This window comes from Burkholderia lata, from assembly GCF_902499335.1.
Classification (GTDB): domain Bacteria; phylum Pseudomonadota; class Gammaproteobacteria; order Burkholderiales; family Burkholderiaceae; genus Burkholderia; species Burkholderia lata_B.
The window spans coordinates 13,277-26,353 of record NZ_CABVQK010000010.1 but is presented as its reverse complement, the minus strand read 5'-3'; the positions used below and the strand labels follow the sequence as shown (position 1 = coordinate 26,353).

General features: G+C 65.0%; 13 protein-coding genes. 5 read left to right on the top strand and 8 right to left on the bottom strand.

What is annotated here, in order from left to right:
* The first annotated feature begins 6 nt into the window (after nucleotides 1-6).
* The 3 genes from tpx (at nucleotide 7) to BCO18175_RS24430 (ending at nucleotide 2,027) form a co-directional block, all read left to right on the top strand.
* Complete coding sequence (gene tpx, locus BCO18175_RS24440; RefSeq protein ID WP_011350875.1) at nucleotides 7-510, top strand: thiol peroxidase; 504 nt, start codon at nucleotides 7-9, stop codon at nucleotides 508-510.
* An 85-nt stretch (nucleotides 511-595) separates the two neighbouring features.
* The gene (locus BCO18175_RS24435) at nucleotides 596-1,534 is read left to right on the top strand and encodes a carbohydrate kinase family protein (RefSeq protein WP_174984933.1); all 939 of its coding nucleotides are present in this window, start codon (nucleotides 596-598) and stop codon (nucleotides 1,532-1,534) included.
* A 19-nt stretch (nucleotides 1,535-1,553) separates the two neighbouring features.
* Complete coding sequence (locus tag BCO18175_RS24430; protein ID WP_021161893.1) at nucleotides 1,554-2,027, top strand: glycine zipper 2TM domain-containing protein; 474 nt, start codon at nucleotides 1,554-1,556, stop codon at nucleotides 2,025-2,027.
* Nucleotides 2,028-2,284: 257 nt separating this feature from the next.
* Here the strand turns inward: BCO18175_RS24430 and BCO18175_RS24425 are convergent, their stop codons facing one another.
* The 7 genes from BCO18175_RS24425 to BCO18175_RS24395 all read right to left on the bottom strand — a co-directional run bounded on the left by BCO18175_RS24425 (nucleotide 2,285) and on the right by BCO18175_RS24395 (nucleotide 10,269).
* Nucleotides 2,285-3,004: a histone H1-like DNA-binding protein gene (locus BCO18175_RS24425; RefSeq protein WP_174984930.1), complete on the bottom strand. Its 720-nt coding sequence runs from the start codon at nucleotides 3,002-3,004 to the stop codon at nucleotides 2,285-2,287.
* A gap of 28 nt (nucleotides 3,005-3,032) precedes the next feature.
* Entirely contained in the window at nucleotides 3,033-3,359 is a 327-nt protein-coding gene (locus BCO18175_RS24420; protein WP_174984928.1) for a hypothetical protein, read from the bottom strand.
* Nucleotides 3,360-3,441: 82 nt separating this feature from the next.
* On the bottom strand, nucleotides 3,442-4,653 hold the full coding sequence (locus tag BCO18175_RS24415; RefSeq protein ID WP_039353057.1) for a ribonucleotide-diphosphate reductase subunit beta: 1,212 nt from the start codon (nucleotides 4,651-4,653) through the stop codon (nucleotides 3,442-3,444).
* 365 nt (nucleotides 4,654-5,018) lie between these two features.
* Nucleotides 5,019-8,015, bottom strand: a complete 2,997-nt coding sequence (locus BCO18175_RS24410) for a ribonucleoside-diphosphate reductase subunit alpha (RefSeq protein WP_174984925.1) — start codon at nucleotides 8,013-8,015, stop codon at nucleotides 5,019-5,021.
* A 451-nt stretch (nucleotides 8,016-8,466) separates the two neighbouring features.
* Nucleotides 8,467-9,057: a 1,6-anhydro-N-acetylmuramyl-L-alanine amidase AmpD gene (gene ampD / locus BCO18175_RS24405; protein WP_174984922.1), complete on the bottom strand. Its 591-nt coding sequence runs from the start codon at nucleotides 9,055-9,057 to the stop codon at nucleotides 8,467-8,469.
* Nucleotides 9,054-9,362: a PP0621 family protein gene (locus tag BCO18175_RS24400; RefSeq protein WP_174984919.1), complete on the bottom strand. Its 309-nt coding sequence runs from the start codon at nucleotides 9,360-9,362 to the stop codon at nucleotides 9,054-9,056. Before BCO18175_RS24400 ends, ampD begins: the two co-directional genes overlap by 4 nt.
* Nucleotides 9,363-9,375: 13 nt before the next feature.
* A complete protein-coding gene (locus BCO18175_RS24395; RefSeq protein WP_174984916.1) occupies nucleotides 9,376-10,269 on the bottom strand; it encodes a cytochrome C assembly family protein in 894 nt (297 codons plus the stop codon).
* Nucleotides 10,270-10,358: 89 nt separating this feature from the next.
* On the opposite strand from BCO18175_RS24395, the gene ffh reads away from it, so the two are divergent.
* Entirely contained in the window at nucleotides 10,359-11,726 is a 1,368-nt protein-coding gene (gene ffh, locus BCO18175_RS24390) for a signal recognition particle protein (protein ID WP_174984913.1), read from the top strand.
* 94 nt (nucleotides 11,727-11,820) lie between these two features.
* A complete protein-coding gene (locus BCO18175_RS24385) occupies nucleotides 11,821-12,372 on the top strand; it encodes a hypoxanthine-guanine phosphoribosyltransferase (RefSeq protein ID WP_059528628.1) in 552 nt (183 codons plus the stop codon).
* Nucleotides 12,373-12,456: 84 nt separating this feature from the next.
* On the opposite strand, the gene BCO18175_RS24380 is transcribed toward BCO18175_RS24385, so the two are convergent.
* Nucleotides 12,457-13,059 (bottom strand): MarC family protein, encoded by a 603-nt coding sequence (locus tag BCO18175_RS24380; protein WP_174984910.1) that lies wholly within the window; start codon nucleotides 13,057-13,059, stop codon nucleotides 12,457-12,459.
* Nucleotides 13,060-13,077: the final 18 nt, after the last annotated feature.

Sequence of the window (13,077 nt, the reverse complement as noted above, 5' to 3'; positions counted from 1 at the left end):
ACGAACATGAGCAAAGTTACGCTGGGTGGCAACCCGATCGATCTCGCCGGCACGTTCCCGGCCGTCGGCGCACAAGGCGCCGATTTCAAGCTGGTCGGCAAGGACCTCGCCGACCTGTCGCTCGCCAGCTTCGCCGGCAAGCGCAAGGTGCTGAACATCGTCCCGAGCCTCGACACGCCGACCTGCGCGACGTCGACCCGCAAGTTCAACGAAGCCGCATCGTCGCTCGACAACACGGTCGTCGTCGTCGTGTCCGCCGACCTGCCGTTCGCCGCTACGCGCTTCTGCACGACCGAAGGCCTCGAGAACGTCGTGACGGCTTCGACGTTCCGCACCGGCCGCGCGTTCGCGAACGCGTACGGCGTCGACGTGACGAGCGGCCCGCTGAACGGCCTGACCGCACGCGCGGTCGTCGTGCTCGACGCGCAGGACAAGGTGATCCACGCGGAACTCGTCGGCGAAATCAAGGACGAGCCGAACTACGATGCAGCGCTCGCCGCACTGAAGTAAGCTTTCTTTCGCTTTCCCCTGCCGCGCCGCGCCTTTCGCGCGGCGTTGTCGCGCAGGGTCCCTCATTTCTACAGGAACGCACACCTTGGCTACGTTGATTTGCGGCTCGATCGCCTACGATTCCATCATGACCTTCGAGGGGCGGTTCCGCGAGCACATCCTGCCCGACCAGGTGCACCTCATCAACCTGAGCTTCCTCGTGCCGACGATGCGCCGCGAATTCGGCGGCTGCGCGGGCAACATCGCGTACGCGCTGCACCTGCTCGGCGGCGATGCGCGGATCATGGGGACGGTAGGCGCGCTCGACGCTCAGTCGTATCTCGACCGGCTCGACCAGCTCGGCCTGCGCCGCGATCACGTTCGCGTACTGCCCGACACGTATACGGCGCAGGCGATGATCACGACCGATCTCGACAACAACCAGATCACGGCGTTCCACCCGGGCGCGATGATGCAGTCGCACCTGAACCACGCGGGCGACGCGCCGGGCATCAAGCTCGCGATCGTCGGCCCTGACGGCTTCGACGGGATGGTGCAGCACGTGGAAGAACTCGCCAAGGCCGGCGTACCGTTCGTGTTCGATCCGGGCCAGGGCCTGCCGCTGTTCGACGGTGCGACGCTGCGCCGCAGCATTGAACTTGCGACCTATGTAGCGGTCAACGACTACGAGGCCAAGCTGGTGAGCGACAAGACGGGATGGTCCGAAGATGAAATCGCCAGCCGGGTCGATGCGCTCGTCATCACGCGTGGCGAGCACGGCGCGACCATCCGCCACAAGCAGGGTACGGAGCAGATCCCTGTCGTGCCGGCCGAGCGTATCTCCGATCCGACCGGCTGCGGCGATGCCTTCCGGGGTGGCCTGCTGTACGGCATCGAGCACGGCATCGACTGGGCAACCACGGGCCGCCTCGCGAGCCTGATGGGCTCGATCAAGATCGCCCACCAGGGGCCCCAGACTTACGTACTGACGCGCGCCGAGATCGACGCGCGCTTCGAGACTGCATTCGGTTACAGTCTCAAATGAATATTGTGGGAGAGCAAAGATGTTGACGAAAAAGACCCTCACGCTCGCGGCCATGCTGACGGCCTCGCTGACGCTCACCGGTTGCTTCACCGCACCCGGCTCGGCGGATGTCTATAGCGTCGGCCAGGCGCAGCGTGAACAGACGGTCCGCATGGGTACGGTCGAAAGCGTCCGTGCGGTGCGCATCCAGTCCGACGGCGGCGGCAGCGCGATCGGCACGCTCGGCGGCGGCGCTCTCGGTGCGGTGGCAGGCAGCGCGATCGGCGGCGGCAAGGGGTCGATCCTGACCGCGATCGCCGGCGGTCTCGTCGGCGCGGTCGCGGGCAACGCGGTCGGCGAAAACCTCAGCACGGCGAACGGTGTCGAAATCACCGTGCGCCTCGACAACGGCGATCTGCGCTCGATCACGCAGGCGGCAAGCGGCGAAGCGTTCCGCGCCGGCGAGCGGGTTCGACTGCTGTCGAGCGGCGGCGTCACGCGCGTCACGCACTAACAGGTACCTCAGCACGCGGCGCAAGCCGCGGTCGAACGCATGTGCGAAGCTGCACATGCGTTTTTTTTCGTCTGTACTCGCCGCAGCCGGCATATGGGCACCCGGCATACAGGCACCCGGCGTAGGAGCACCCTGCACATCGGCAAAGCCGGACGAAAAAAATCCCGCCACCTGAACCAGATGGCGGGACTGATTGAGTAGCGCTACTCAACCCACGGACACCACGTGAGTGTCCGGGTGGTGCAGGTCAGCCTCGATTACGGACGGCTGCCGGTCGGGAACGGCCATGCCGCTGCCGGGTTGAGCGCGGTCTTCACGCCCGATGCCGGCGCAACCGATGCGGTCGACGCGGTCGTTGCCGGCGCAGCCTTCTTCACGACGGCCTTCTTCGGAGCAGCAGCCTTCTTCGGAGCCGCAGCCTTCTTCGCCGGAGCCGGAGCGGGAGCCGGAGCAGCAGCGGTAGCCTTCTTCGCCGGAGCAGCGGCCTTCTTCGCAGGGGCAGCCTTCTTCGCAGCAGGCGCAGCCTTCTTCGCGGCAGCCTTCTTCGCAGGCGCAGCCTTCTTCGCAGGCGCAGCCTTCTTCGCAGCAGCCTTCTTCGCCGGCGCGGCCTTCTTCGCAGCAGCCTTCTTAGCCGGTGCGGCCTTCTTCGCAGCAACCTTCTTCACTGCGACTTTCTTGGCTGCAACCTTCTTCGCTGCGGCCTTCTTCGCCGGTGCCGCCTTCTTCGCAGCAACCTTCTTCACTGCGACCTTCTTGGCTGCAACCTTCTTCGTTGCGACCTTCTTCGCAGCAACCTTCTTCACTGCGGCCTTCTTCGCCGGCGCTGCCTTCTTCGCGGCAACCTTCTTCACCGCGACCTTCTTGGCAGCAACCTTCTTCACTGCAGCGGCCTTCTTCGCCGGCGCAGCAGCCTTCTTCGCAGCGACCTTCTTCACTGCGGCCTTCTTTGCAGCCGGTTTCTTCTTGGCAAGTGCCATGTTGTTCTCCTTCAGGTTCAGATGAGAGTCAGTTCAAACTACACCCTTCGTCAAAACCCGCTTCCCGCGGACGCTGTTCAGGACGTGCGCTTCGAAGCGGGCTATTCATCGGCGTACGCGGATACCACGCGCTTACGCTAATGAATACGGTATGGCGCGCGTGACCACCCGGCCTCGCGCGCCAAATCAAGTCGGTAGCCGGCGCACCTCGCGCCGCTACCCCTAATCGCTTGATCAAGCGGACCGCCACACGGCTGTCCGCTTTTTCCGGAGGGAAGTTTGCCCATCCCACTGAAGGGTTCGCAAAGTGCCTGTCGTATCGTCGTGCCGTTAAGGCACCGGGCATGCTTTGCATCAGGCGTTCTTGCTCCTAAACCTAGGGCCGGGGCCGAGAGGCCGCCGGCTGCTCCATCATGTGACGGGTTCGCTGCTGCGGGTTATTCCCAGGACAGCGCGCCGCCCGTCTGATACTCGATCACACGCGTCTCGAAGAAGTTGCGTTCCTTCTTCAGGTCGATCATCTCGCTCATCCACGGGAACGGGTTTTCCTCGTTCGGGTACAGCGGATCGAGGCCGATCTGCTGGCAACGACGGTTGCTGATGAAGCGCAGATAGCTCTTGAACATCGACGCGTTCAAACCCAGCACGCCGCGCGGCATCGTGTCCTCGGCGTAGCGGTATTCGAGTTCGACAGCCTGCTTGAACAGCTCGCGGATCTCGGCGCGGAATTCGGCGGTCCAGAGATGCGGATTCTCGAGCTTGATCTGGTTGATCAGGTCGATGCCGAAGTTGCAGTGCATCGACTCGTCGCGCAGGATGTACTGATATTGCTCTGCAGCACCCGTCATCTTGTTCTGGCGGCCGAGCGCGAGGATCTGCGTGAACCCGACATAGAAGAACAGGCCTTCCATGATGCAGGCGAACACGATCAGCGACTTCAGCAGCTTCTGATCCGCTTCGAGCGTGCCGGTCTTGAAGGCCGGATCCGTCAGCGTGTGGATGAACGGGATCAGGAATTCGTCCTTCGCGCGGATCGACGTGACCTCGTGGTACGCGTTGAAGATCTCGCCTTCGTCGAGACCGAGCGATTCGACAATGTATTGGTACGCGTGCGTGTGGATCGCCTCTTCGAACGCCTGGCGCAGCAGGAACTGCCGGCACTCGGGCGCCGTGATGTGGCGGTACGTGCCGAGCACGATGTTGTTCGCCGCGAGCGAATCGGCCGTCACGAAGAAGCCGAGGTTGCGCTTCACGATGCGGCGCTCGTCCTCGGTCAGACCGTTCGGGTCCTTCCACAGAGCGATGTCGCGGGACATGTTGATTTCCTGCGGCATCCAGTGGTTCGCGCAACCGGCCAGATACTTTTCCCACGCCCACTTGTACTTGAACGGCACCAGCTGATTGACGTCAGTCTGGCCGTTGATGATGCGCTTGTCGGCGACATTGACCCGCGCTTCCGAACCGCCGGCGGGAACAGCCGATGCTTGCGGCGGCACCGCAAGATCGCCTTCGAAAATGTCGCGGACCTGATGGGCGGCAGGCGTTGCAGCCTGCAGTCCGACAGCCGTTCCTGCGGAGGTGCGCATCGCGTTTTGCTGCGCTCCGCTCGCGGGAGTTACGGCAGTCTTCTCTTCATCCCAGTTGAGCATAAATTCTCACCATCAATTTAGAACGGTTTGTACCATCTTTTCCTGAGCGATAAAAGGGTTCGCTCACGAAAAATCCTTTTTTCGATTCGCGTTGCGACCTCGATACAACACTTTGAGCAACGCATCGTCGTTCATGCAGAGCGCGACGTGTGTCGCGCGTGTATCGCGAGGTGCGCTCGACGCATCGAACGCTGATCGAAACGCGACGTCGTCGGGGATGTTTCGATCGCTTGTCACTGCCTGCAACGCAGGTGCCGCGTTACAGATTCCTTATCATTTTTTTAGTTGAGAGCGGCGCACACTTCAACCTCGATCGGTTGTCGTGTGCGCCGCGCTGACCTTCTTCTCAGGTCAGGCGCACTGCGTTACTGGCACGCTTCGCACTCGTCGAAGCCAGGATCGCCCGGACGCATCGTGCACACCGGACCATCTGCCTCGACCGGCGCGAGTGCCGGTGCTGCGTCGACTGCGCCCGACGACGATGCTGCGCCGCCTGCCGCACCGAAGCCGCCAGCTGCGCCTTGCGCGCCGCCGCTGCTCGAACCGCCGCTCGTCGGCACTGCGTTCAGCGCGCCGTGTGCGACCGTCGACTTCTCGACGTGCGTCGCCGCCATCGTGCGGAGGTAGTAGGTCGTCTTCAGACCGCGCAGCCATGCGAGCTTGTAGACCTCGTCGAGCTTCTTGCCCGACGCGCCGCCCATGTAGATGTTCAGCGACTGCGCCTGGTCGATCCACTTCTGGCGACGCGATGCCGCTTCGACCAGCCACGTCGGGTCGACCTCGAACGCGGTCGCGTAGATCGCGCGCAGGTCGGCCGGGATGCGGTCGATGCGCGACAGCATGCCGTCGAAGTACTTCAGGTCGGCAACCATCACTTCGTCCCACAGGCCGCGGTCCTTCAGGTCGCGCACCAGGTACTCGTTCACCACCGTGAATTCGCCCGACAGGTTCGACTTCACGTACAGGTTCTGGAAGGTCGGCTCGATACAGGCCGACACGCCGATGATGTTCGAGATCGTCGCCGTCGGCGCGATCGCGACGCAGTTCGAGTTGCGCATGCCATGCGTGGCGATCCGCGAACGCAGCGACGTCCAGTCGAGCGATTCGGACGTGTCGACCTCGACGTAGCCGCCGCGCGCTTCGGCGAGCAGCTTCAGCGTGTCCTGCGGGAGGATGCCGCGATCCCACAGCGAACCGCGGTAGCTCGAGTAGCGGCCGCGCTCCTCGGCCAGCTCGGTCGACGCGTGGTACGCGTAGTAGCAGACCGCTTCCATCGAACGGTCGGCGAACTCGACCGCCGCTTCCGACGCGTACGGCGTGCGCAGCAGGTGCAGGCAGTCCTGGAAGCCCATGATGCCCATGCCGACCGGGCGATGCTTCAGGTTCGAGTTACGCGCCTTCGCCACCGCGTAGTAGTTGATGTCGATCACGTTGTCGAGCATGCGCATCGCGACGCTGATCGTGCGCTTCAGCTTGTCGTGGTCGAGCGCGTAGCTGCCGTCGGCCTGCTTCACCAGGTGGGCGACGAGGTTCACCGAGCCGAGGTTGCACACCGCGATTTCGGTGTCGCTCGTGTTCAGCGTGATTTCCGTGCACAGGTTCGACGAGTGGACGACGCCGACGTGCTGCTGCGGCGAGCGGATGTTGCACGGATCCTTGAACGTGATCCACGGGTGGCCCGTCTCGAACAGCATGCCGAGCATCTTGCGCCACAGTTGCGCCGCCGGGATCTTCTTGAACAGCTTGATCTCGCCGCGCGCGACCTTGTCTTCGTAAGCCGTGTAAGCCGCCTCGAATTCCGCGCCGAACTTGTCGTGCAGGTCCGGGCAGGTCGACGGCGAGAACAGCGTCCAGTCGGCGCCTTCCATCACGCGCTTCATGAACAGGTCGGGAATCCAGTTCGCCGTGTTCATGTCGTGCGTACGGCGGCGGTCGTCGCCCGTGTTCTTGCGCAGCTCCAGGAACTCCTCGATGTCGAGGTGCCACGATTCGAGGTACGCGCAGACCGCGCCCTTGCGCTTGCCGCCCTGGTTGACCGCGACGGCCGTGTCGTTGACGACCTTCAGGAACGGGACCACGCCTTGCGACTTGCCGTTCGTGCCCTTGATATGCGAGCCGAGTGCACGCACGCGCGTCCAGTCGTTGCCCAGGCCGCCTGCGAACTTCGACAGCAGCGCGTTTTCCTTCAGCGCTTCATAGATGCCGTCGAGATCGTCCGCGACCGTCGTCAGGTAGCACGACGACAGCTGCGAGCGGTGCGTGCCCGAGTTGAACAGCGTCGGCGTCGAGCTCATGAAGTCGAAGCTGGACAGCACGTTGTAGAACTCGATCGCGCGCGTTTCGCGGTCGATCTCGTTCAGCGACAGGCCCATCGCGACGCGCATGAAGAATGCCTGCGGCATTTCGATGCGGGTGCCTTCGACGTGCAGGAAGTAGCGGTCGTACAGCGTCTGCAGGCCGAGGTAGCCGAACTGCAGGTCGCGGTTCGCGTCGAGCGCTTCGCCGAGGCGCTTCAGGTCGAACTGCAGCAGCTTGTCGTCGAGCAGGCCGGCGTCGACGCCGCGCTTCAGGAACTGCGGGAAGTATTCCGCGTAACGGGCCGACATCTCGGCCTGAACCACTTCCTCACCGAGGATTTCGCGACGGATCGTGTGCAGCAGGATGCGGGACGTGACCTGGCTGTATGCCGGATCCTTCTCGATCATCGTACGCGCGGCCAGGATCGCCGAGTCGTAGACCTGGCTCATCGGCACGCCGTCGTACAGGTTCTTCACCGTTTCGGCGACGATCGGGTCAGGGTTAACCGCAGCGCCGAGGCCGTCGCATGCCGACACGATCAGCGCGCGCAGCGCGTTCAGGTCGAGCGGACGCGTGACGCCGTTGTCGACGACGTTGATGCCGGTGCTCGCCTCGCCGCCTGCTGCCGCTGCTTCCTCGCCCGCATGCTGGCGCTCGAGGTGACGCTTCTCGCGATACAGCACGTACGCACGCGCGACGTTGTGCTCGCCGCCGCGCATCAGCGCGAGTTCGACCTGGTCCTGGATGTCTTCGATATGGAACGTACCGCCGTTCGGGCGGCTGCGCACGAGCGCGCGCACGACGTTGTGCGTCAGTTGCTCGACCTGCTCGCGCACGCGCGCCGATGCCGCACCCTGCCCGCCATTGACGGCCAGGAAAGCCTTGGTCACCGCGATCGCGATCTTCGAAGGTTCGAACGATACGACGCTGCCGTTGCGGCGGATCACCTTGTAGTCGGCGAACGTGGCCTGCGGCGCGAGCGCCTTCGCGCCCTGTTCGGTCCCGCCGAGCGGACGGCTCGAGGCGCTCTCGTACTGGGACGTCGCGTTGTCGGTGGTTTGCATGTGCAAAGCTCCTGGTGTTGGATGGTGCGGAGAGAACCGCGGATTAAAACGAACGCTGCGCAACGTGGTGCGCGAGCGGTAAGAGGCGAGCGATGCGCCGGGGAAGCCGGTTCGGTCGATGCGCGACAACCGATCCGGTCGTGTGCTTCGTCATGTGTACCCTGCCCCGTCGAAGTTCGCTGCGCTGATCGCGACGCCCGGACCGTCCGGCCTGACGCGCCGCCCTGAGAACCCTGTCCGCCGGCGTTGCCCGCCGGCCGGTGCCGCTCGGGTTTCCCCTGCGGCACACACTATATCTAGTACAGAACTGCTCAACTGGCACCAAGTATAGTGGACATTCGGAGGACGTCCAAACGGATAATTTGCGATGGAGGTCTTGACATCGCTCACGCGCAGACACGACAAGGCATTGGTCGGAGAAAAAACTTTCTCCGGTCAAAAAACCCCGCGATCAGTGCTGACGGAAAGGAAAGTATTCGGCGGAAAAACCGGCATCGCTCGCGAAGCGTTGCCAATCGAAATGCGGACCGGGGTCGGTCTTGCGGCCCGGCGCGACGTCCGAGTGCCCCGCGAATGCGTCGACCGGGTAGCGTGCGGCGAGCGCGCGGGAGAGCGCGGCGAGCACCGCGTATTGCGCGTCGTCGAACGGCACGTCGTCGGCGCCTTCGAGCTCGATGCCGATCGAGAAGTCGTTGCAGCGCGCCCGGCCGAAGAACTCCGACGAGCCCGCGTGCCACGCACGCTCGTCGCACGACACGAACTGCACGAGCTCGCCGCTGCGGCGGATCAGGAAGTGCGCGGACACGCGCACGCCGCGCAGGTGGCTCTGGTAATAGGGGTGCGCATCGCAGTCGAGGCGATTCAGGAACAGCGCCTCGATCGCATCGCCGCCGAATTCGCCGGGCGGCAGGCTGATGTTGTGGACGACCACGAGCGTCGGCACCGCGCCTGCGGGCCGCACCTCGAAGTTCGGCGACGGCGCATGGCGCGCTTCGCGCACCCAGCCGTTCGCATCGACCGACAGCAGCGGCGCGGCGCTCATCGTGCGCCGCGACCGCTCGTACGTTCGGCGTGGCGCTGCGCGTGCTCGGCACTGCAGAAGTACTCGCCGCCCGCGGCGACGGCATCGCCCTTCGGCGCATGCACGCCGCATTCGGCGCAGCGCACCATCGGCTCGGGCAGCGCCCGCGCGTCGCCGTTCGGGCGCGCCGCGCCAGCGCCGGGCGTACCGTCGTAACCGGTGCCGCGGCCGGTGCGCGCCTGCGCTTGCTCCTGGGCCTGGCGCAGCTTGCGCGCGACCCACGAACCCGCGAAGAAGAGAAGAATCAGGAGAAGAATCTGTCGCATCGGAAACCTGCGGTCAAACCACGGAACGGTGCAGCAGCACCTCGAAAACGAACCGGCTGCCGACATACGCGAGCAGCAGCGCGGCGAACGACACGAGCACCCAGCGCGCGGCACCACGGCCACGCCAGCCCGACGTCTTGCGGGCGACCAGCAGGCCGCCGAACATCAGCCACGACAGGATCGCGAACACGGTCTTGTGGTCGAGCCGCAGCGCGCGCGCGTCGACCTGCTCGCTGAACAGAATGCCCGACGCGAGCGTCAGCGTGAGCAGCACGAAGCCGGCGCCGATCAGGCGGAACAGCAGCTTCTCGAGCGTGAGCAGCGGCGGCAGTGTCTCGAGCCAGCTCGCGATCCAGCCCGTCGAGCCGTCGCGCCCGCCGCTCCTCAGCGACTGCAGACGCCGCTCGACCATCAGCATCAGGATCGCGTGCAGCGCCGCGATCGCGAACAGGCCGTATGCGATGTTCGCGATCAGGAAATGCAGCTTGAACAGCGGCGCTGCGGCATAAGGAAGCACCCGCACGCCGCCGAACACGAGCGGCAGCAGCGACGCGCCGCACGCGAGCGGCAGCACCAGCAGGCGCAGGCTGTCGAGCGGGAAGAAAAAGCTCTCGATCCAGTAGATGCCGGCGCCGAGCCAGAACATCGCGGACAGCGCGAACGCGAAGCCGAACACCATCGCGTCGTTCGGAAAGATCGTCGTGTGGAGCAGCACGCCGTGCGCGACGAGCGCGGCAAACAGCAGCGCGCGGCCGGCCCCGCTCACCCCGGACGCGGCGGACGCGGGAACCGGCACGGCCGGCACGCTCGCGACGAGCGGCGTCGCGCCCTGGCGGTGCGTGCGCCAGCCTGCGACGGCGAGGCCGCCGTACAGGAATGCGGTGAGGGCATACAGTACAATATCCATGTTCGAAGTTTACACTAGGCCCCCTTCCCGCGACGGCTCCCTTTGTTCGGTTCCGCCGCGCCTTCGGGCCCCACTGTCCATCGCTCCCCATGCTCGACAATCTCACTCAACGGATGGCGCGCGTCGTCAAGACGCTGCGCGGCGAGGCCCGGCTTACCGAGGCGAACACGCAGGAGATGCTCCGCGAGGTGCGTCTCGCACTGCTGGAGGCCGACGTCTCGCTGCCGGTCGTCCGCGAATTCATCGCCAAGGTCAAGGAAAAGGCGCTCGGCGAAGAAGTGATCAGCAGCCTGTCGCCGGGTCAGGCGCTGGTTGGCGTGGTCCAGAAGGAACTGACCGCCGTGATCGGCGGCGACTACGAAGGCAAGGCCGCCGAGCTGAACCTCGCGGTCACGCCGCCCGCCGTGATCCTGATGGCCGGCCTGCAGGGCGCGGGCAAGACCACGACCGCCGGCAAGCTCGCGAAGCTGCTGCGCGAGAAGTACAAGAAGAAGGTGCTGACGGTGTCGTGCGACGTGTATCGCCCGGCGGCAATCATGCAGCTGAAAACGGTGAGCGAACAGGTCGGCGCCGACTTCTTCCCGTCCACGCCGGACCAGAAGCCCGTCGACATCGCGGTCGCGGCCGTCGACTGGGCAAAGCGCCACTACCATGACGTGCTGATCGTCGATACGGCTGGCCGCCTCGGCATCGACGAAGTGATGATGCAGGAAATCGCCGCGCTGCACGGCACGCTGAAGCCGGCCGAAACGCTGTTCGTCGTCGACGCGATGCTCGGCCAGGACGCGGTCAACACCGCGAAGGCGTTCAACGACACGCTGCCGCTCACCGGCGTCGTGCTGACCAAGCTCGACGGCGATTCGCGCGGCGGCGCCGCGCTGTCGGTGCGCCACGTCACGGGCAAACCGATCAAGTTCGTCGGCGTGGCCGAGAAGCTCGACGGCCTCGAGGTGTTCCACCCCGACCGGATGGCGAACCGGATCCTCGGCATGGGCGACATCCTCGCGCTCGTCGAGGAGGCGCAGCGCGGCGTCGACGTGCAGGCCGCGCAGAAGCTCGCCGACAAGGTCAAGAAAGGCGGCGACTTCGACCTGAACGATTTCCGCGCGCAGATCTCGCAGATGAAGAACATGGGCGGCCTGTCGTCGCTGATGGACAAGCTGCCTGCGCAATTCCAGCAGGCGGCGGCCGGTGCCGACATGGGCCAGGCCGAGAAGTCGATCCGCCGGATGGAAGGCATCATCAGCTCGATGACGCCCGCCGAGCGCGCGAAACCCGAGATCATCAAGGCGACGCGCAAGCGCCGCATTGCGGCCGGCGCGGGCGTGCCGGTGCAGGAAGTCAACCGGATGCTGAACCAGTACGACCAGATGCGTACGATGATGAAGAAGCTGAAGGGCGGCAACATGCAGAAGATGATGCGCGGCCTGAAGGGCATGATGCCCGGCATGCGCTGATTCCGCCCATCGGCCGGCGCGCGGGTTTTTGCTGTAGCGCGCGCCGTCCGTTCTGCTTCATTCTTATTTGTATACCGACTGCCCGCCAGAACACATGAACCGCGAAGAAGCCCTCCACATTTTCAACCACTCCGAAGAGATCGTCTCGGCCGACGCCGTCAATGCGTCGATCTCCCGGATGGCCGACGCGATCCGCGCCGAGATCGGCGATGCGTTCCCGCTCGTTCTCTCGGTGATGGGCGGCGCCGCGGTGTTTACCGGGATGCTGCTGCCGCATCTCGATTTCCCGCTGGAATTCGACTACATCCACCTGACCCGCTACCGCAACACGACGCAGGGGAGCCCGGAAATGCACTGGCGCGTCGCGCCGCGCGAATCGGTGAAGGACCGGATCGTGCTCGTGCTCGACGACATCCTCGACGAAGGCGAGACGATGGCCGCGATCCGCGACCGTATCCTCGACATGGGCGCGCAGCGCTTCATGTCGGCGGTGCTGTGCGAGAAGACGCTCGCGAAGGCGAAGCCGCTGCACCCCGACTTCTGCGGCTTCGCGGTGCCCGACCGCTACGTGTTCGGCTGCGGGATGGATGCGAAGGGCTACTGGCGCAACCTGCCGACGATCCGCGCGCTGACCACGAACGTCTGAGCGCCCCGCTCCGCACTATATAAATAGAAAGCGGCGCTCCGGTTTCCCGGAGCGCCGCTTTTTTGTAGCCGTGCGCCGCCTGTCCTACAGCTGGTGCACGAACACACGGACGCCGCCCAGTATCATCTCGACCGAAATCGCGACGAGCACGAGGCCCATCAGCCGCTCGAATGCCGCGACGGTCCGCTCGCCGATCCATTGCTGGATCCGCTCGGCCAGCACCAGCGTCACCGCGCAGACGATCATCGTGACCGTCAACGCGCCAACCCACTCGAGCATCTTGCCGGGCCCCTGCGACGTCAGCAGCATCACCGTCGCGAGCGCGGACGGCCCGGCGAGCGCCGGAATCGCGAGCGGTACGATGAACGGCTCGCCGCCTGCGCGCGGATCGTTGCCGAGCGCGCCGTCCGGATGCGGGAAGATCATCCGCAGCGCGATCAGGAACAGCACGATCCCGCCGCCGAGCCGCAGCGACAGGTCGGTGAGGCTCATCATCCGCAGGAAACGGTCGCCAACCAGCATGAAGAACAGCAGGATCACGAACGCGATCCCCACTTCACGCAGGATCAGCTTCACGCGCCGCTCGCGCGGCACATCCCGCATCGCCGAAATGAACAGCGGGATGTTGCCGAGCGGATCGGTGATCAGCACCAGGAGCACGGTGGCCGACAGGAAGGTGTATTCCACCGCGTTCCCCGGTCGGTG